This window comes from Brevundimonas sp., from assembly GCF_035627475.1.
Taxonomy (GTDB): domain Bacteria; phylum Pseudomonadota; class Alphaproteobacteria; order Caulobacterales; family Caulobacteraceae; genus Brevundimonas.
This window is the reverse complement of sequence record NZ_DASPLR010000032.1, coordinates 15,660-34,346: the sequence shown is the minus strand read 5'-3', so window position 1 is coordinate 34,346 and position 18,687 is coordinate 15,660. Positions and strand designations below refer to the sequence as shown.

The following is an 18,687-nucleotide window of genomic DNA, read 5'->3' as shown; positions in this document are numbered from 1 at the left end:
GAGAAACCTCCTCGCCGCCCCACGCAGGCCTGAACCTCGCCGGGCGACAACGGCCGCCTCGAAGGGGAGGCGGTCATGCTCAGGAACCATCCATTCACCCGCGGCGGCTTCTGGCTCAAGTCCGGGATCGCGCTCCTGCTGGCCGCCCTGGCCGACGCCCTGTTCTTCGTCCATCAGCCCGGCGCCACCCTGGGCGCCTTCGCCCTGGCCTGGGTGGTCGGCGTCGCCTTCGCCCGGCCGGGGCTGAGGCATGACCGGCGGGCCGTCTTCGCCCTGGCGGCCGCCGTGCTGCTGGCGCTCGTGCTCATCGATCGGCCAGGCATGCTGGCATGGGGGCTGTTCGGCCTGATGCTGAGCGTCGCCGTGCTGTCGGCGCGGGTGCGGGCGGGCGATCCCGTCTGGCGCTGGATCCAGAGGCTGGTCGTGCACGCCGTCGTCTCGGCCGTCGGGCCGGTGATCGATCTCGTGCGACTGACCCGCCCGCGACGGCGCAGCCGCCGGGGCGGCCTGTCGCTGTGGAGGCTGGCGAAGATGCTGGTCCTGCCCTTGGTCGGGGGCGCGATCTTCCTCGCCCTGTTCGCCAGCGCCAATCCGTTGATCTCCAACGCCCTCGACCAGGTTCGCGCGCCGTCGCTGTCCGGCGAGACGATCCTGCGCGCCTGGTTCTGGGGCCTCGTCGTGCTGACCGTCGGCGCCAGTCTGCGTCCGCGCTGGCGGCGCAGGCTGATCGCCCTGCCGTCTCTGGGCGACGCGCGGATGCCGGGCGTGACCGGGGCCTCCATCATCCTGTCGCTGGTGGTGTTCAACGCCCTCTTCGCCCTGCAAAACGGGCTCGACATCGCCTTCCTGTGGAGCGGCGCGCCGCTGCCGGACGATATGAGTCTGGCCGACTACGCCCATCGCGGGGCGTATCCGCTGATCGCCACCGCCCTGCTCGCGGGCCTGTTCGTGCTGGTGGCGCTGCGCCCCGGTTCGGAGACGGCGAAGCAGCCGCTGGTCCGCGCGCTGGTGGTGCTCTGGGTCGGGCAGAACATGCTGCTGGTCGCCTCAAGCCTGCTGCGCACGGCCGACTATATCGAGGCCTACGCCCTGACCCGCTTCCGCATCGCGGCGATGATCTGGATGGTGCTGGTCGCCGCCGGCCTGCTGCTGATCCTGTGGCGGATGCTGCGTGGCAAGGACGGGCACTGGCTGATCGACGCGAATGTGCGCCTGACCCTGGTCGTGCTGGCGCTGGTCAGCACCGTCGACCTCGGCGCCGTCGCCGCGGCCTGGAACGTCCGCCACGCCCGCGAGATCGACGGCACGGGCGCGACGCTGGATCTCGGCTACCTCCGCTTCCTCGGCGCGCCGGCCCTGGTGTCGCTGGTCGAGCTGGAACAGACGACATCCGATCCTGAATTGCGCGACCGGGCCGCCGCCGTGCGGGCCGAACTGCACGCGCAGGTCCGCCGTCAGCAGTCCCACTGGCGCGGCTGGACATGGCGCGATGCGCGCAGGCTCGATCGGATCGAGGGGCTGACCGGGGGACATCCGCTGGCGCGGCCCAGGCCCGGCCTCCGGGAGTACGACGGCGGCCTCATCCCGCCGGCGCCCCTGCCGCCCGTGCTGTCCGCGCCGTCGCCCGGCGAGCCCGCTTCCACCCCGCCGCCCGCCTATGCGGCCGGGCCGTTGACCTGGACGCCGGGAGCCTGAACATGGCCGCCATGCAGCGCACCGTCCTGGTGGTCGACGACGACCCGCACATCCGCGACCTCTTGACCTTCGCGCTGCAGAAGGCCGGCCTCGCCACGCGCGAGGCGGCGGATGGCGAGGCGGCCCTGGCGGACATCGCCGCCCACGCGCCCGACCTGGTGGTGCTGGACATCAACATGCCGAAAATGGACGGGATCGAGGCCTGCCGCCGCATCCGGGCGCAGGGCGATCTGCCGGTGCTGTTCCTGTCGTCACGCGACGACGAGATCGACCGGGTGCTGGGCATCGAGCTCGGCGCAGACGACTATGTGGTCAAGCCGTTCAGCCCGCGCGAGGTCGTCGCCCGCGTCGCCGCCATCCTGCGCCGCACCGCCCGCACCCCGCCGGCCGAGCCTTCCGGGATGCTGACGCACGGCCGCCTGACGCTCGACGCCGACGGCTGGCGGGCGCGCTGGAACGGAACGGAGGTGCCGCTGACCGTCACCGAGTTCAGCATCGTCCGCGTCCTGGCCGACGGTCCGCGCCGGGTGTTCAGCCGCGACGCCATCATCGACCGCGTGCACGGCCCCGGCTTCGCCATGACTGACCGCACCATCGACAGCCATGTGAGGAACCTGCGCATCAAATTCGCCGCGGCGGGCGGGACGGATGTGGTCGAGACCCGGGCCGGCGTCGGCTACCAGCTCGGACCCTGCCTCGGCGGCCCGACGTGACCAGCCCGCTGCGGGCCTGGGTCAGGGCGCACTGGCCGGCGCTCAGGCTGCGCACCATCCTGCTGTCGGTGCTGCTGTTCGCAGCCATTCTGCCGGGGATCAGCGCCATCTTCCTCAGGGTCTATGAGAACACCCTGGTGCGCCAGACCGAGGCCGAACTGGTCGCCCAGGCCGCGACCCTCGCCGCCACCGCCGAAATGGTCTGGCCGGGCGCGCCGATGTTCGATCCCGACGCCGTGCGGCGGGACGTCCCCGGCTACTACCGGCCCGAGCCCGCCACCATCGATCTCGGATCGACGCCCGTGCTGCCGGCCCGCCCCTCGCCCCAGGTCCCGGGCCAGCCCGCCGATCCCGCGGCCGTAGCCGTGGCCGGGCGGCTGGCGGGGGTGATGGAGCGGACCAGCCAGACCACCCTTGCCTCGATCGTCTTCCTCGACCGCTCCGGCGTGGTGGTCGAGGGCTACGGCGAGGGGGGCAGCTGGCGCGACCTGCCGGAAATCCGCGCCGCCCTCGCCGGCCGCCCGGAGACGGTGCTGCGGCGCAACGATTCCTACCATCCGCGCTATTCGCTGGAGTGGCTCAGCCGCGCCTCGGCCCTGCGCATCCACCACGCCCGCCCGGTGGTGGTCGGCGGGGAGGTGAAGGGCGTCATCCTCGCCTCCCGCTCGCCCCGGGCCCTGTTCAGGGGCATCTACCAGGACCGCATCAAGATCGGGCTCGGCGTGGTCGGGACGCTGGGGCTGATCGCCCTGCTGGCGGTGCTGGTCTCGCGCGGCATCGCCCGGCCTATCGAGGCGCTCAGCCGCGCCGCCCGCGAGGTCACCTCCGGCGCCGGCTCCCTGCCGCCGCCCCCGGCCACGGCGGCGGTCGAGATACGCACCCTGTACGAGGATTTCGGACGCATGGCCGAAGCCGTCGAGCGGCGCTCCCGCTACCTGCGCGACTTCGCCGCCGCCGTCAGCCACGAATTCAAGACGCCGCTGGCGGGCATCCAGGGGGCGGTCGAACTGCTTCAGGACCACGGCGACGGCATGAAGCCCGACCAGCGCCGCCGTTTCCTCGACAACATCGCCGCCGACGGCCGCCGCCTCTCGGCCCTCGTCACCCGGCTGCTGGACCTGGCGCGGGCGGACATGGCCCGTCCCGAGGCCGGACTGGCGGTCGATCTCCGCCCCGCCCTGCGCAAGGCCGTCGACGCCCGTGCGCCGGATCTCGACATTGAATTGATCCTGCCCGAAGGCCTCCCGCCAGTCGCCGCCCCCGCCGCGACGATCGAGATGGTGGTCTCGACCCTGCTCGAGAACAGCCGCCAGGCCGGCGCTTCCAGGGTGCGGATCGAAGCTCGCGAAGCGGGTGAACTGGTCATTCTGACCGTGGGCGACGACGGTCCCGGGGTCGCGTCCGCCGACGCGCGCCGTGTTTTCGAGCCGTTTTTCACCACCCGTCGCGGCGAGGGCGGAGCCGGTCTGGGCCTGTCGATCGCACGAGCCCTGCTCGCCGCCAACCAGGCCACGCTTGACCTGAGGCCTTCCAGCCGCGGAGCCGTGTTCGAACTCGGCCTGCCGCTCGCCGGAGCGACACCGGCCGCCTGAGCAATTTCCTGCCGTCCGCTGATGAAATCGTACTCCTGTATCGAGAACGTCGCCGAACAGCTGGTCACCCTCGCGACCGCCTCGGCCAACCAGGTGCACGGCCGCACTCGCATCGACATGGACGAAGGCATCGAACGCACCGCCCGCTGGTATATGGAACGCGACGGCGGGACGGCCGCCTACTGACCCCGGGCGGTCAGCGCCACTTCGACCCATCGCCGTGCTTGCCGACGCTTTCGAATTCCGGCGGCGCGGCCTTGTGGACGTACTGTTCGGCCACCAGCCACCCCTTCAGGGGCCGCAGCACCGCCAGGCAACCGATGACCAGCAGGGGCATGGTCACCACCATATGCACCCAGATCGGCGGGTGGACGCCGAACTCGAACCACATGAACAGGGCCATGCCGATCACGCCCACCAGGCTCATGCCGAAGAAGGCCGGGCCATCGGCCGGCTCTGCGAAGCCGTAGTCGAGGCCGCATTCGGGGCAGGACTCGCGGATGGTCAGATAGCCCTTCAGCAGAGGTCCCTTGCCGCAGCGCGGGCAACGGCAGCGAAGGCCGGTCGAAAGGGTGTTGGGGCGGGGCTGGTCGGGCGGGGTCACGGGATGTCCTCGGCGGGAAGGAGCCGGATGTCGGCCCTTCGGACCGGCCTCGCAAGCGGCGTCATTGTCGCGGGAACACGGCGGCGAGCGCGACCGTTCCGGCTCCATGACAGAAACCCTCAGCCCGGCCTTGCCGGACGATATCGAGGCCTTGATCGAGCGGGTGCTGAAGGCCGCCGACGACCGTGGCGTCACCCTCGCCACCGCCGAGAGCTGCACCGGCGGGCTGGTCGCCTCGGTCCTGACCGACGTGGAGGGGCGGTCGCACGTCTTCGAGCGCGGCTACGTCGTCTACACCAACGAGGCCAAGGCCGACGAACTGGCGGTTCCGCTGCGCCTGATCGAGCAGAACGGGGCCGTGTCCGAACCGGTCGCGCGGGCCATGGCCGAGGGGGCGCTGCGGGCCTCCGGCGCCGGCGCGGCCATCGCCATAACGGGCTTCGCCGGGGCCGGCGGTCCCGACGACGAGCCGGGCCTGGTCCATTTCGCCCTTGCCGCCGGGGGCGTCCCGACGGTGCACGAGGAGCATCATTTCGGCGACCGCGGGCGCGGCCCGGTCAGGCTGGAGTGCCTGCGCGCGGCCCTTCGCCTGCTTGAGCGGGCGGTCACCAACCGTTAACCGCGTTGAAAGGCGGCTCGCGCGAGGGTGCGCGCGCATGTCCGTGGCATCCTCCAGGCGTATCCTGCGAACCACCGTCGCCGCCGCCGCGGCCGGCGCGGTCGCGTTCGCGCCCTTGGCCCCGCTGGCCCAGGAAGCCTCCGCCGCCCTCGACCCGGTCACCATCCGCATCGGCGCAAACGCCGAGTTCACCCGCATCGAGTTCGCCGGGGTGGTCGGATCCCGTTCGCGCGTGCGCCGCGAGGGCGACCAGGTCATCGTCCGCATCGGCTCCACCGCCGCCCCCGACGTCTCGCGCCTCAAGGTCGACCCGCCCAAGGGCGTCGCGAAGGTAGAGACCCGCGCCGTCCAGGGCGCCACCGAACTGGTCCTGACCCTCGCCGCCGGCGCCGACGCCCGGTCGGGCAGCGCCGACGGCGCCGTCTATCTGAACCTCTACGCCGAGGCCCCGCCCGCGCGGGCGGGTTCGCCCGCCAGCACCGTGCCGGTCGTCGCCCAGGCCTCGGCCGGCAAGGTCAGCCTCGCCTTCCGCTGGCCCGCGCCGGTCGGCGCCGCCGTCTTCCGCCGCGGCGAGGCGGTGTGGATCGTCTTCGACACCCCGGCCCGGCTCGACATGTCCGGCGCCCGACAGCTGGGCCCCGCCTCCGACGCCCACTGGACCGCCGGGCCCGACCACGTCGCCGTCCGCGTCGCCGCCCCCGCGAACGCGCCGGTCTCGGCGGCCGCCGACGGCTCGACCTGGACGATCACCATCGGCGGCTCGCCGGTGGCGGTCGAGGGGGTCCAGATCGACCGGGACGACACCGGCAAGCCGGCCCTCGTGGCGCGCATGGCCGGGGCCACCAGGGCGGTCTGGCTGACCGATCCGCTGGTCGGCGACCGCTTCGCCGCCGTCACCGCCCTGGCGCCCGGCAAGGGCTTCGGCGACCGCCGCCGGACGATCGACCTGGCACTGCTGCCGACCGCCCACGGCCTGGCCGTCGAAACTGCGGCGACCGACCTGACCGTCCACGCCGACGGCGACCTGGTCACCCTCAGCCGACCCGGCGGCCTGACCCTGTCGCCGCCGTCCGCCGGGCTGGCCGCCGCGCCCGCCGAGGGCGGCGCGCCGGTGCGGGCCCGCTATCCCGGCCTGATCCTCGCCGAATGGGCCGATGTGGGCCACGCCGGCTTCTCCGCCCGCTATCGCCAGCTGCAGGACGCCGCCGCCGCCGAGGCCAACGCCGCCGCCGACGATCCCCGCGCGCCCGTCGAGGCCCGGCTCGCCTTCGCCCGCTTCCTCGTCGGCTCCAGCCTCGGCTACGAGGCGATCGGCGTGCTCAACGCCATCGTGACCAAGGCCCCGAACATGGCCGGCGAGCCCGAGGTGCGCGGCCTGCGCGGCGCCGCCAGGGCCTCGATCGGCCGCTTCGAGGAGGCCCAGGGCGATTTCGCCTCCGCCGCCGTGGCCGGCGATCCGGCCTCCGCCGTCTGGCGCGGCTACATGGCCTCGGCCGCGGGCGACCACGTCGCGGCCCGCCACGCCTTCGCAGCCGGCGCCAAGGTGGTCGACGCCTTCCCCGCCGCCTGGCGGGCCCGCTTCGGCGCCGCCCACGCCCTGTCCGCCCTGGAGACCGGCGACCTCGAAGCCGCCCGGGCGCTGCTGGCCTACAGCTTCAGCCAGAACGCCCCCGCCGCCGACCAACTGGCGGCCCGCCTCGTCCAGGCCCGGCTGTTCGAGCTCGACGGCCAGTCCGACCGCGCGCTGGCGGTCTACACTGCGGTCGGGCGTGCGCCGCTCGACGCCGTCGCCGTTCCCGCCAAACTGGCCGTGGTGCGGTTGTCGCTGGCCAGGGGCGCGCTCAAGCCCGACGCCGCCGCCGCCGCCCTGGAGAGCCTGCGCTGGCGCTGGCGCGGCGACGCCACCGAACTGGCCGTGATCCGCCAGCTGGGCCAGCTCTACCTGTCGCAGGGCCTGTACCGCGAGGCCCTGACCGCCCTCAAGGGCGCCGGCCCCGGCCTGCAACGCCTCGACGAGGCGGCGGACATCCAGGCCGATCTCGGCGCCGCCTTCCGCATGCTGTTCCTCGAGGGCGGCGCCGACGGGCTGCAGCCGGTGCAGGCGCTGGGCCTGTTCTACGACTTCCGCGAACTGACCCCGATCGGCGCCGACGGCGACGAGATGGTCCGCCGCCTGGCTCGACGGCTCGTCGACGTCGATCTGCTCGACCAGGCCGCCGAACTGCTGAAATACCAGGTCGACAACCGCCTGGACGGCGTCGCCAAGGCCCAGGTCGCCACCGACCTGGCCACGGTCTATCTGATGGACCGGCAGCCCGAGGCCGCGCTGCAGGCCATCTGGGGGTCGCGCACCACCCTGTTGCCCTCCGCCCTCAACGCCGAGCGGCGCGCGCTTGAGGCCCGGGCCCTGGCCGCCCTCGGCCGCTACGATCATGCGCTGGAAGTGCTCGGGTCCGACGCCAGCCCCGAAAGCCGCGACGTCCGTGCCGAGGTGCTGTGGAAGCAGGAGAAATGGGCTGCAGCCGCCGCCCTCTACGAAGCCCGCCTCGGCGACCGCTTCAGGGATCCGACGGCCCTGACCGCCGACGAGGAGGCCCGGCTGATCCGCGCCGGCGTCGGCTATTCGCTGGGCCGGGACTCCGCGTCCCTCACGCGGCTGTCACGCAACTACCGCCCCTTCGTCGCCGGAGCCCGGGCCAAATCGGCCTTGGCGATCGCCCTGGACGCGGGGGAGGGCGACGGCCCTTCCGCCGGCGACTTCGCCGCCCTGACCGCCTCGGCCGACACCTTCGCCGGCTGGGTCGCGGCCATGAAGGCCGAGCTCAGACAGAAAACGGGCGGGAACCGACCCGCGGCCCCCGCCCGTCCCCAGTCTGCTGCGGCGGCGGCGCCTGCGAGGCCCGCCGCCTGAAGCTTACTTGTTGACCGCGTCCTTGAGCGGCTTCGACACGCGGAAGCGCACGGCCTTGGAGGCGGCGATCTTGATCGTCGCGCCGGTGGCCGGGTTGCGGCCTTCGCGGGCGGCGCGGGCGGCGGTGTCGAACACGCCCAGGTTCGAGATGCGAACGTCTCCGCCGGCGGTCAGCGATTTGTGGATGTTCTTCACCAGCGCGTCGAGGACACGGCCGGCGTCGGCTTGCGAGACGCCCGCATCCTTGGCGGCGGCGGCGATGAGTTCGGCTTGAGTGGTCATTGTGGGTCGTTTCCCGATTGAAGCTCGCCCCCCGATTCAAGGGCGATGACGGACGGATTGACGCCGCTTTTTCTTCCCTTGGCAAGCGACTTTGCCGTTCAAACGCCCACGGGCTGGGGATTTACCCTGTTCCGGACGCGCGCTGGAAGCTCTCGACGAGGCTTCCGGCGACCAGTCTCCACCCGTCGACGAGCACGAAAAAGATCAGCTTGAACGGCAGGGAAATCACTACCGGAGGCAGCATCATCATACCCATCGACATGAGCACGCTGGCGACCACAAGATCGATCACAAGGAACGGAACGAAAAGGAGAAATCCGATTTCAAAGGCGCGCTTCAACTCGCTGATCATGAAGGCGGGAGTGACCACCCTCAGGGGCAGGTCGGCGACCGGCGTGGCGGCCTCCACCTGGGACAGGCGGGTGAACAGCGAGAGGTCGTCCCGGTCCACCTGCGCCAGCATGAAAGTCTTCACAGGTTCCGACGCCGCATCGAAGGCCTGGGGCAGCTCCATCTGCTGGTCCAGCAGGGGTCGGATGCCCGAATCATAGGCGTCCTGCCACGTCGGAGCCATGACGATGGCGCTCAGAAACAGGGCCAGCGACACCAGCACGGCGTTGGGCGGAGCCTGCTGCATGCCCAGCGCCGTGCGCAGCAGCGACAGCACCACCACGATGCGGACGAAGCTGGTGGTCATGATCACGATCGACGGCGCCAGCGACAGCACCGTCATCAGCCCGACCAGCTGCACCACCCGCTCGGTCAGGCCGGCGCCGGTGCCCAGGTCGACATTGATCGCCGCGCCGGGCCCGCCCGCCGCGGCGACGTCCTGCGCCAGCGCGGCCAGCGGCCACAGCAGGCACAGGGCGGTGGTCATCAGCGACAGCAGGGCCGCCCGCTTCAGCTCGTCGCGGGTCGGCAGGACGAAGACGCCTCCGAAGGCGCTCCTGCGGCTCACGTTCCCGCTCCCGCGTCCGCTCCGGGGCCGCGCGGCTCGATCAGTTCGCGGCCTTCGCCGAGGATCAGCAGCCGCTCCTCGTCGTCGATCCTGACCAGCACCAGTCGCCGGGCCGGGTCCAGCACCAGGGTCTCGACCACCTTCATGCGCCGCTCGCCGCGCTCGGCGCTGAGTTTGGCCAGCAACTGGGGCGCATAGCGGCGCGCGGCCCATGCGGCGAGGCCGATGATGCCGAGGGTGAAGGCCAGGGCGAACACCGCCCGCAGCAGATCGAGGAAATTCATGCGACAGCCCCGCCGGCGCAGCATGTCCGGCGCGGCCAGCCTTCCGCGATCATGGTTAACGGGGCGTTGAGATAACCTCCCATTAACCATGCGGGCGGCAGTTTCTGCCCATCGAACCGTGGGCGAATCGCGCCCGCGAGGGGGAGGAGACGCCCTTGGCCATCACCGACCTGCCGCTGCTCAGCCAGATCAAGGGCCGCCTGAACTGGCTGGACGAGCGCCAGCGCGTCATCGCCGAGAACGTCGCCAACGCCGACACGCCCGGCTATGTCGGCCGCGACCTGAACCAGCCGGCCGATTTCGCCGCGGCCCTGCGCGGCGGCGCCGGCGTGCAGATGGTCCGCACCAGCGCGATGCACATCGCCCCGGCCGGCCCGACGGCCCGCTTCGAGGCGCGGTCGGCCCCGGATTCCGAAACCACGCTCGACGGCAATTCGGTCGTGGTCGAGGAACAGATGCTGAAGATGGCCGAGAGCCGCATGGCCTATGACGCCGCCATCGGCCTCTACCAGAAGTCCATGCAGATGCTGCGCCTGGCCGCCAGGGCGCCGGGCCGCTGACGTCCTGAGGAATAGCCGATGACCGATCCCGTACCGCCCCGCAACAGCGCCATGTCCGTCGCCGCCAGCGCGCTCAAGGCCCAGCAGTCGCGCATGCGCGTCATCGCCGAGAACATCGCCAACGCCCAGTCCACGGCCCAGGTGGCCGGCGGCGAGCCCTACCGTCGCCAGATCCCGGTCTTCCAGGCGCGCGAGATCGACGGCGCCACCGGCGTCAGCCTGGCCGAGGTCCGGCCGGACATGGGCGATTTCCGCTCGGAGTACGACCCGTCCCACCCGGCCGCCAACGCCGAGGGCTACGTCCTGCGCCCCAACGTCGACACCCTCGTCGAGGCCATGGACATGCGCGAGGCCCAGCGCGCCTACGAGGCCAATCTGAACGTCATCGAGACGGCGCGGTCGATGGACAGCCGCACCCTCGACCTGCTCAAGCGATAGAGGCTGAACGATGAATCCCTTGATGGCGGCCAAGGCCTATGCGTCGGTCCAGGGCGGGGCCATGCCCGCCTCGCCCGCGGCCGCTCCGGCCCAGCCCGGGTTCGCGGACCTGCTGAGCAACGTCATGGGCGACATGACCCAGACTTCCAGGGCCGCGGAGACCCAGATGACCGCCATGGTCCAGGGTCAGGGCAGCCTGATCGACGTCGTCACCGCCGTCTCCTCGGCCGAAGCCTCGCTCGAAACGGTCATGGCCGTCCGCGACCAGGTCATCTCCGCCTATCAGGAGATCATGCGGATGCCGATCTGATGGACCAACCCTCGCAAGATGATGAGGTCTGGCTCGAGGACGTAGCCCTGCGCCTGAACGAATTGGCTTGGAAGCGAGCGTCTGACGACGGCGTCGATCTGCACGTAGAGCTCGGAACGAATGCCAAGTGGGTCGACATCTATGCGGACCGGACAGCGCTCCTGATCGTCGCAGCCTCGTGCCTCAAAGGCGCTCTGTCAGAAGGCCCGCTCTGGAGTCACTCCGTTGATGAGGCCTCCTACGCAAACCCTGGTTCCCTGCCGGTGGAGTTTCACAGGGCTTCTCCAACCTAGGCCGGATTGTCTTTGTGTCGAGAGGCTCAGCCCTCCAGCGACACCACCGGCTGGCTGACCCCCGACGGCCGCCGCGAGCGTCCCTTGAGCCAGCCGCGGATGCGGTTCTGGATCGGATTGTCGATCGCGAAATGGAAGGCGAAGGCGAAGGCGAAGGCCGCGGCAACGCCGCCGATCCACAGGAGCCACTGAACCCCGACCGGCAGGCCGAAGCGGGCGATGGCGACGTTGGCGACGCCGAACCAGGCGATCCGCACCACCTCGTTGGTGATGAACATCGAGAACGACACCTGCGCGGCCTTCTCGACCCACTTCGACGGGCGGGGGGTCGGGGTCGCCCCGGCCGCCAGGATGATCACCGAGATGCAGGCCAGCGAGATCAGGGCGTGCTTGTCGAAATACTGGACGAAGGCCAGCATCAGGGCGGCGCCGATCCCGGCCCGCGCGGCCAGCCTCGGGCTGATCCAGACCTTCTGCGCGAACCAGGCCAGGGCCACGCCGAGCGCGAACAGGGGCAGGGCCCGGATGAAGCCATAGCCCATCGGCATCTGGTAGACCGGATAGCCCAGCAGGCTCCAGGTCAGCTGGTTGACCAGCAAATAACCGCCGACGCCCAGCGCCAGCACGCTCCACGGCCCCAGCCGCATCACGCCCCTGAGCAGCCACGGGAAGGCGAGATAGCAGCCGATCAGAGCCGAGATCGACCAGCTCGGGGCGTTCCAGCCATAGCCCCCGGGTACGCCATAGGCCTGGGTCAGCGTCAGCTGGGCCCACAGCTGGTCCCAGCGGAACCACTCCGGCGACCGCGGCGAAAAGCCCAGCGCCCCGCTGACGAGGACCAGGGCCACCAGCCCCAGACCCATCATGAGATGCGCCGGCAGCACGCGCAGATAGCGCTTGAGGAAGAATTCCCCCGCCGACATCCGGCCGCCGGCCACCGACGCGCCATAGACCCGCATCAGCACATAGCCGCTGTCGATCAGGAAGAAGTTGGTCAGCAGGAAGCCGCCCCGCTCGAACACCGGATGCAGGCCCTCGGCCAGCGCCACGGGCCCCGCGCCCTGGAAGTGATGCAGGATGATCAGCCCGGCCACGATGAAACGCAGCGCGTCGAGCCATCCTCCCCTGACGATGGGAAGTGTCTCATTCCGGGTCGAAATCGCTGTCCAGGCCATCGGAAATGCCTCCTCTGAGGCGAATTCCGCAAGGAACGGGCCGCGCCGGGGCTCAGTGGGACGACGCCTCCATGGCGGCGCGTGGCGGGGCCGCCGTCGGGGTCTCCGCCAGCACCCTGCGGATCTGCGTCGCCAGGGCGGCCCGCTCGTACGGCTTCTCGATCAGGGCGAACTCGTGCGACAGCCCCTGCACCGCGTCGCCGAGATAGCCGGACGTCAGCAGCACCCTCAGCCCGGGGCGCATGGCCTGGGCCCGGCGCGCCAGTTCGATGCCGTTCAGCCCTCCCGGCATGACCACGTCCGAGAACAGCAGGTCGTACGCCTGGTCGCCGCCCAGCCTGTGCAGGGCCCCGGCCGCGTCGGCCGCCACCTCGCACTGGTAGCCGAGGCCGTTGAGCATATCGAGGCAGACGCTCAGCACCGCCGGATCGTCCTCGACGATCAGCACCCGCTCCGAACCGGTCTCCGCCTCCACGGCCTCGCCCGGCGCGGCGACCTCGGCCGGCAGGTCGGCCGTCAGGGGCAGGGTCAGGGTGAAGACCGCGCCCTCGCCGGGCGTGCTGGACACCTCGACGGCGCCGCCCGACTGGGCCACGAAGCCGTAGACCTGCGACAGGCCCAGGCCCGATCCGCGCCCGATGTCCTTGGTGGTGTAGAACGGCTCGAACACCCGGTCGGCGACCTCGGCGCTCATGCCCGAGCCGGTGTCGGAGACGCGGATCGAGGCGCAGCCGGCGCCGTCGTCCCCCGCCGCGCGCCGGGCGCTGATCATCAGCACGCCGTCGCTGTCCATGGCGTCGCGGGCGTTGACCGCCAGGTTGAGCAGGGCGGTCTCCAGATGGGTCGGATCGACGAAGGCGTGCAGCGGCTCGGCGCCCAGCTCCAGCTCGATCGCCACCCCCTCGCCGACCGCCTGCTTCATCAGGGGCAGGAAGTTGCGGATCAGGGTGTTCAGGTCGACCACGCTCGGGTTCAGCTGCTGCCGGCGCGAGAAGGCCAGCAGCTGCCGGGTCAGGGTCTGGCCCTTGTCGGCCGCGGCGCGGATCGCCGCCAGGTGCTTGACCACATTGGGCTGATCCTCGATCCGCCGCAGCAGGATGTCGGCGTTGCCCAGCACCACGGTCAGCAGGTTGTTGAAGTCATGGGCCACGCCGCCGGTCAGCTGGCCGACCGCCTCCATCTTGCGGGCCTGGGTCAGCTGCTCCTCCAGGTGCCGCCGCTCGGTGACGTCCAGCAGTGTGCCGAGAATCTGGCTCTCGCCGTCCTCGTCGACGATCCAGACGCCCTGGTCGAGGAAGGTGCGGTAGTCGCCGTCGGCGCACATCCAGCGGTATTCGCACGCATAAGCCCCGGTCTCGGCCGCCTTCATCAGGCAGTTGACCACGCCCTCGACGTCGTCGGGGTGGATGCGCCCCAGCCCGATCTCGGGCTCGTCGACGAAGCGGTTCGGTTCGAACCCGGTCAGGGGCGTGATGCTGTCGCTGACGAACCGCGCCCCGAACGGGTGGGCGCTGGCGCGCGCGGTGAACACCACCGGCAGCGACTTCAGTATGGCGTCCTGCCGCTCCCGCGCCGTCCTCAGGGCCAGTTCCGCGGCCAGCTTCTCCTCGCTGATGCGGGCGTTCTCCTCCAGCAGGGCGGAGCGCTCCTCGCCCTGGCGCCGGACCTCGATCGTCTTCAGGTGCAGGTCGGCGAGGATGGCCACCTTGGAGCGCAGGATGAACGGATCGACCGGCTTGAACACCACGTCGACCGCGCCGACCGAATAGGCCTGGAAGATGTGCGCCTCGTCGCGGAACACGGCGGTGACGAAGACGATCGGCGTGTCCCGCGTGCGCGGATGCTCGCGGATCAGCCGCGCCGTCTCGTAGCCGTCCATCCCCGGCATGTGGAGGTCCAGCAGGATGACGGCGAACTCCTGCGCCAGCAGCAGCCGCAGCGCCTCCTCGCCCGAGCGCGCCACCACCAGTTCGTGGCCCAGCACCTCCAGCGCCTCGGACGCCGCGAAGGCGTTGCGCTCGTCGTCGTCGACGATCAGCACCCGCGCGGTCAGCGGCTCGGCGGTGGAAGTCCTGGTCCGGCGGGAGCTGGCCATCAGGCGTCCGCCGACTCGCGCGGGCCGGGTTCGTCGGCCAGCCGATGCGCGTCCGTCCGCTGGATGGAGACCCGCATCACCGAGATCAGATAGTCGATGTCGACCGGCTTGGAGACGTAGTCCGACGCCCCCGCCTGGATGCATTTCGACCGGTCGCCCTTCATCGCCTTGGCGGTGACGGCGATGATCGGCAGGTCGGCGAACTGGGCGATCGAGCGGATCTCCCGGATCGTCTCATAGCCGTCCATGTCCGGCATCATGATGTCGACAAGGACGATGTCGATCTCGGGGTGCTGGCGCAGCAGGTCCAGTCCGGCGCGGCCGCTCTCGGCATAGTGCAGGTCGACCCCGAACTCCTCCAGCGCACTGGCCATCGAGAAGATGTTGCGGATGTCGTCGTCGATCACCAGCGCCGTCCGCCCGGTCAGGATGGCGTCCTCCTTGCGGGTCAGGGCGAGCGTCGTGCGCGCCGCCTCGGACAGCCGCTCGGTCGGCTCGTGCAGCAGCAGCGTCGCCTGCTCCAGCAACTGCTCGGGCGTCCGCGCCATCCGCGCCTGCCCGGCGAACACCGCCAGCCGCAGCCGCCGCTCGTCGGCCGCGTTCAGCCGGTCCGCCGCATAGACCAGCAGGGTCCGGTCCGCCTTCTTCATGAAGTCGACCAGCGCCGGCACGGGCGTGCCCGAGGTGTCGACGATCAGGCTGTCCGCCGGCTTCACCTTCGCCTTCGCGAGCGCCTTCAGGCTATCGACGCGGGTCACGGACTTGAACGCCGTCTTCAGGCTCGCCGCCGCCGGTCCCGAGGGGCCGACGAAGATCAGCCGGCGGTCCGGCGCGGTGATGAAGCGCCGCACGCCGTCCAGGCTGGCCACCACGCCCTCGCGGTCGACCGGCTTGGACGTATAGCCGAAGGCTCCGATCGACAGCCCCAGCGCCGCCTGGTCGTCGGCCGAGATGACGTGCACCGGAATGTGGCGGGTCTCCGGCGTCCGCTTCAGCAGGTCCAGCAGCGCCAGCCCGTCCATGTCCGGCAGGCCCACGTCCAGCATGATGGCTTCCGGAGCGTAGCGCCGCGCCAGCGAGGCGACGGCGGCGCCCTGCTGGGTGATCACGCCCTTGAAGCCGCAGTCGTGGACCAGCGCCAGCAGGATCGAGGCGAAGCGGGGGTCGTCCTCGACGATCAGGATCACCGGCTCCCCGGCCGACAGGCTGTCGCGGTCGTCGCTGACGGTCTCGACCGTTTCCGTCTCCTCCTCGACCGGCAGGGTGCGCACGGTGACGGCCTGACCAGGATCGCGGCCGGCCGGCCCGGCGACGGCGGCCGTCGGGCTGAAGTTCAGCGGCAGGTAGAGGGTGAAGGTCGACCCCTTGTCGGGCTCGCTCTCGACCTTCAGCTCGCCGCCGAGGGTGCGGGTGATCTCGCGGCTGATCGACAGGCCCAGGCCGGTGCCGCCGTACTTACGGCTGGTGGTGCCGTCGGCCTGCTGGAAGGCTTCGAAGATGATCCGCTGCTTGTCTTCGGGGATGCCGATGCCGCTGTCGCACACCGAGAAGGCCAGCACCTGTCCGGCCGTGTTCAGGTGTTCGTTGCCCGGGCTCCAGCCGCCGTCGACCCGCTTCACGCTCAGGCGCACCTCGCCGGCGGCGGTGAATTTGAAGGCGTTGGACAGCAGGTTCTTGATGATCTGCTGCAGCCGCTTGTCGTCCGTGTACATGGCCTGCGGCAGGGCCGGGTCCAGATCGATCTTGAAGTCCAGCCGCTTGTCCTGGGCGATCTGGGCGAAGGTCCGCTCCATCTGGTCGCGCAGCGAGTCGAACCGGGTCTCGCCGATGTCGAGGGTGACCGTGCCGGACTCGATCTTGGACAGGTCGAGGATGTCGTTGATCAGGCCCAGCAGGTCCGAGCCGGCGGCGTGGATGTTCTTGGCGAACTCCACCTGCTTGCCGGTCAGGTTCCCCTGGGTGTTCTCGCTGAGCATCTTGGACAGGATCAGCAGGCTGTTCAGCGGCGTGCGCAGCTCGTGGCTCATATTGGCCAGGAATTCCGACTTGTATTTCGACGTCAGGGCCAGCTGCTCGGCCTTTTCCTCGAGCGCGAAGCGGGCCTGTTCGACCTCGATGTTCTTGGCCTCCACCTGCTTGTTCTGGGCCGAAAGGAGAACCGCCTTCTCCTCGAGCTCGGCGTTGGACTGCTGCAGCTCCTCCTGCTTGGCGCGCAGCAATTCCTCCGACTGGCGCAGGCTGGCGGCCTGCTGCTCCAGCCGGTCGTTGGTCGTCTTCAGCTCCTCCTGCTGCGCCTGGAGTTCGGCGGTCAGCAGCTGCGACTGGCTCAGCAGCCCCTCGGTCCGCATATTGGCGGCGATGGTGCTCAGCACGATGCCGACCGACTCCATCAGCTGGCTCAGGAACGACTGGTGGGTCTCCGAGAACTCGCCGAACGTGGCCAGTTCGATCACCGCCTTGACCTCGCCCTCGAACAGCGCCGGCAGGATGATGATGTTCAGCGGCGCCGCCCCGCCCAGCCCCGAACCGATCTGGACGTAGTCGCGCGGCACATTGGTCAGGAGGATGCGCTCCTTCTCCTTGGCGCACTGGCCGATCAGGCTCTGGCCCAGGCGGAAGGTCGGCGACAGCTGCTCGCGCTCGGTCGAGGCGTAGGCCGCGGCCAGCACCAGCACCGTCTCGTCGTCGTTGTCCTTGTCGGCGACGTAGAAGACGGCGTGCTGGGCGTTGATCAGCGGAGCCAGTTCGGACAGCACCATGTTCGACACGGTGGCCAGGTCGCGCTCGCCCTGCAGCATGCGGGTGAACCGGGCCAGGTTGGTCTTCAGCCAGTCCTGCTCGGTGTTCTTCAGCGTCTGATCCTTCAGATTGCGGATCATCTCGTTGATATTGTCCTTCAGCGCCGCGACCTCGCCCGAGGCCTCGACGGTGATGGAGCGGGTCAGCTCGCCCTTGGTCACCGCGGTCGACACCTCGGCGATGGCGCGCACCTGGGTGGTCAGGTTGCCGGCCAGCTGGTTGACGTTGTCGGTCAGGTCGCGCCACAGGCCGGCCGCGCCGGGCACCCGCGCCTGTCCGCCCAGCTTGCCCTCGATGCCCACCTCGCGGGCCACGTTGGTGACCTGGTCGGCGAAGGTGGCCAGGGTCTCGATCATGCCGTTGATGGTGTCGGCCAGCGAGGCGATCTCGCCCTTGGCGTCCAGCGTCAGCTTGCGCTTCAGATCGCCGTTGGCCACCGCGGTCACGATGTCGGCGATGCCACGCACCTGGCCGGTCAGGTTGGCGGCCATGGAGTTCACGTTGTCGGTCAGGTCCTTCCAGGTGCCGCCGACGCCTTCCACGCGCGCCTGACCGCCCAGCTTGCCTTCGGTGCAGACTTCCTTGGCCACCCGGGTCACTTCCGAGGCGAAGGCGTTGAGCTGGTCCACCATGGTGTTGATGGTCGATTTCAGCTCGAGGATCTCGCCCTTCACGTCGACGGTGATCTTCTTCGACAGGTCGCCCTTGGCCACGGCGGTGGTGACCTCGGCGATGTTGCGGACCTGACCCGTCAGGTTCGCGGCCATGAAGTTCACATTGTCGGTCAGGTCCTTCCAGGCGCCGGCGACGCCCTTCACATTGGCCTGGCCGCCCAGCTTGCCTTCGGTGCCGACTTCGCGCGCCACCCGGGTCACCTCCGAGGCGAACGAGCCCAGCTGGCCCACCATGGTGTTCACCACCCGGCCGATGCGCAGGAACTCGCCGCGCAGCGGCCGCTCCTCGTTCTCCAGATCCATGGTCTGGCTCAGGTCGCCCTTGGCCACGGCTCCGATCACCCGCGCCATTTCGGCGGTCGGGTGCACCATGTCGGCGATCAGGGTGTTGACGGCGTCGACGCTGGCGGCCCAGGCGCCGGTCGCCGCCGGCACGCGGGCGCGATTGTTGATCTTGCCCTGGCGGCCGACCGCCTCGCCCAGGCGGCTGAACTCGCGGCTCATCCGGTCGTTCAGCTCGACGACATCGTTGAAGGCCTCGGCCAGTTCGCCGTCGATGCCGGTCAGGTCGCCGGGCAGCCGGACCGAGAAATCCCCGCGGCGGAACGCCCTGAAGGCGGCGAGGAGTTGGCGGGTATCGAGAGCGGGTTCAGGAGCCAGGGCGGCAATCGACATTCTTCACCTT

At 70.5% G+C, this 18,687-nt stretch carries 17 protein-coding genes; 10 read left to right on the top strand and 7 right to left on the bottom strand.

What is annotated here, in order from left to right; genetic code table 11:
• Positions 1–75: 75 nt before the first annotated feature.
• From VEA62_RS08950 to VEA62_RS08935, 4 genes are read left to right on the top strand one after another with little or no spacing between them, the layout of a single operon-like run.
• The gene (locus VEA62_RS08950; RefSeq protein WP_324820700.1) at positions 76–1,695 is read left to right on the top strand and encodes a DUF4173 domain-containing protein; all 1,620 of its coding nucleotides are present in this window, start codon (positions 76–78) and stop codon (positions 1,693–1,695) included.
• Between the two features lie 2 nt (positions 1,696–1,697).
• Positions 1,698–2,408 carry a response regulator transcription factor gene (locus tag VEA62_RS08945; protein WP_324820698.1) on the top strand — a complete coding sequence of 237 codons (711 nt, stop codon included), beginning with the start codon at positions 1,698–1,700 and terminating at the stop codon, positions 2,406–2,408.
• Positions 2,405–4,000: a HAMP domain-containing sensor histidine kinase gene (locus VEA62_RS08940; protein ID WP_324820696.1), complete on the top strand. Its 1,596-nt coding sequence runs from the start codon at positions 2,405–2,407 to the stop codon at positions 3,998–4,000. The genes VEA62_RS08945 and VEA62_RS08940 overlap by 4 nt, the downstream gene beginning before the upstream one ends.
• Before the next feature lie 21 nt (positions 4,001–4,021).
• Positions 4,022–4,186 carry a hypothetical protein gene (locus VEA62_RS08935; protein WP_324820694.1) on the top strand — a complete coding sequence of 55 codons (165 nt, stop codon included), beginning with the start codon at positions 4,022–4,024 and terminating at the stop codon, positions 4,184–4,186.
• Positions 4,187–4,196: 10 nt separating this feature from the next.
• On the opposite strand, the gene VEA62_RS08930 is transcribed toward VEA62_RS08935, so the two are convergent.
• Positions 4,197–4,604, bottom strand: a complete 408-nt coding sequence (locus VEA62_RS08930) for a DUF983 domain-containing protein (protein ID WP_324820692.1) — start codon at positions 4,602–4,604, stop codon at positions 4,197–4,199.
• A 106-nt stretch (positions 4,605–4,710) separates the two neighbouring features.
• Here VEA62_RS08930 and VEA62_RS08925 point away from each other — a divergent pair, with 106 nt between their 5' ends.
• Positions 4,711–5,223: a CinA family protein gene (locus VEA62_RS08925; protein ID WP_324820690.1), complete on the top strand. Its 513-nt coding sequence runs from the start codon at positions 4,711–4,713 to the stop codon at positions 5,221–5,223.
• 37 nt (positions 5,224–5,260) lie between these two features.
• Positions 5,261–8,134 (top strand): hypothetical protein, encoded by a 2,874-nt coding sequence (locus VEA62_RS08920; protein WP_324820688.1) that lies wholly within the window; start codon positions 5,261–5,263, stop codon positions 8,132–8,134.
• A 3-nt stretch (positions 8,135–8,137) separates the two neighbouring features.
• Here VEA62_RS08920 and VEA62_RS08915 read toward each other — a convergent pair whose 3' ends face one another.
• From VEA62_RS08915 to VEA62_RS08905, 3 genes are all read right to left on the bottom strand, one after another.
• On the bottom strand, positions 8,138–8,416 hold the full coding sequence (locus VEA62_RS08915; protein WP_324820687.1) for an HU family DNA-binding protein: 279 nt from the start codon (positions 8,414–8,416) through the stop codon (positions 8,138–8,140).
• Between the two features lie 121 nt (positions 8,417–8,537).
• Entirely contained in the window at positions 8,538–9,293 is a 756-nt protein-coding gene (gene fliP / locus VEA62_RS08910; RefSeq protein ID WP_324820737.1) for a flagellar type III secretion system pore protein FliP, read from the bottom strand.
• Positions 9,294–9,370: 77 nt separating this feature from the next.
• A complete protein-coding gene (locus VEA62_RS08905) occupies positions 9,371–9,658 on the bottom strand; it encodes a flagellar biosynthetic protein FliO (RefSeq protein WP_324820685.1) in 288 nt (95 codons plus the stop codon).
• Between the two features lie 155 nt (positions 9,659–9,813).
• Between VEA62_RS08905 and flgB the strand changes: the two genes are divergently transcribed.
• The 4 genes from flgB to VEA62_RS08885 are packed head-to-tail and all read left to right on the top strand — an operon-like array spanning position 9,814 to position 11,259.
• Entirely contained in the window at positions 9,814–10,218 is a 405-nt protein-coding gene (gene flgB, locus VEA62_RS08900) for a flagellar basal body rod protein FlgB (protein ID WP_324820683.1), read from the top strand.
• 51 nt (positions 10,219–10,269) lie between these two features.
• The gene (gene flgC, locus VEA62_RS08895) at positions 10,270–10,656 is read left to right on the top strand and encodes a flagellar basal body rod protein FlgC (RefSeq protein WP_324820735.1); all 387 of its coding nucleotides are present in this window, start codon (positions 10,270–10,272) and stop codon (positions 10,654–10,656) included.
• A gap of 10 nt (positions 10,657–10,666) precedes the next feature.
• Entirely contained in the window at positions 10,667–10,966 is a 300-nt protein-coding gene (fliE, locus tag VEA62_RS08890) for a flagellar hook-basal body complex protein FliE (protein ID WP_324820681.1), read from the top strand.
• Positions 10,966–11,259 (top strand): hypothetical protein, encoded by a 294-nt coding sequence (locus tag VEA62_RS08885; protein WP_324820679.1) that lies wholly within the window; start codon positions 10,966–10,968, stop codon positions 11,257–11,259. The genes fliE and VEA62_RS08885 overlap by 1 nt, the downstream gene beginning before the upstream one ends.
• Positions 11,260–11,285: 26 nt before the next feature.
• Here the strand turns inward: VEA62_RS08885 and VEA62_RS08880 are convergent, their stop codons facing one another.
• Genes VEA62_RS08880 through VEA62_RS08870 form a run of 3 tightly spaced genes read right to left on the bottom strand, consistent with a single transcriptional unit; the run spans position 11,286 to position 18,677 of the window.
• Complete coding sequence (locus tag VEA62_RS08880) at positions 11,286–12,434, bottom strand: acyltransferase (protein WP_324820677.1); 1,149 nt, start codon at positions 12,432–12,434, stop codon at positions 11,286–11,288.
• Between the two features lie 52 nt (positions 12,435–12,486).
• On the bottom strand, positions 12,487–14,529 hold the full coding sequence (locus tag VEA62_RS08875) for a response regulator (RefSeq protein WP_324820675.1): 2,043 nt from the start codon (positions 14,527–14,529) through the stop codon (positions 12,487–12,489).
• Positions 14,529–18,677, bottom strand: a complete 4,149-nt coding sequence (locus tag VEA62_RS08870) for a response regulator (protein ID WP_324820673.1) — start codon at positions 18,675–18,677, stop codon at positions 14,529–14,531. The genes VEA62_RS08875 and VEA62_RS08870 overlap by 1 nt, the downstream gene beginning before the upstream one ends.
• Positions 18,678–18,687 lie beyond the last annotated feature (10 nt).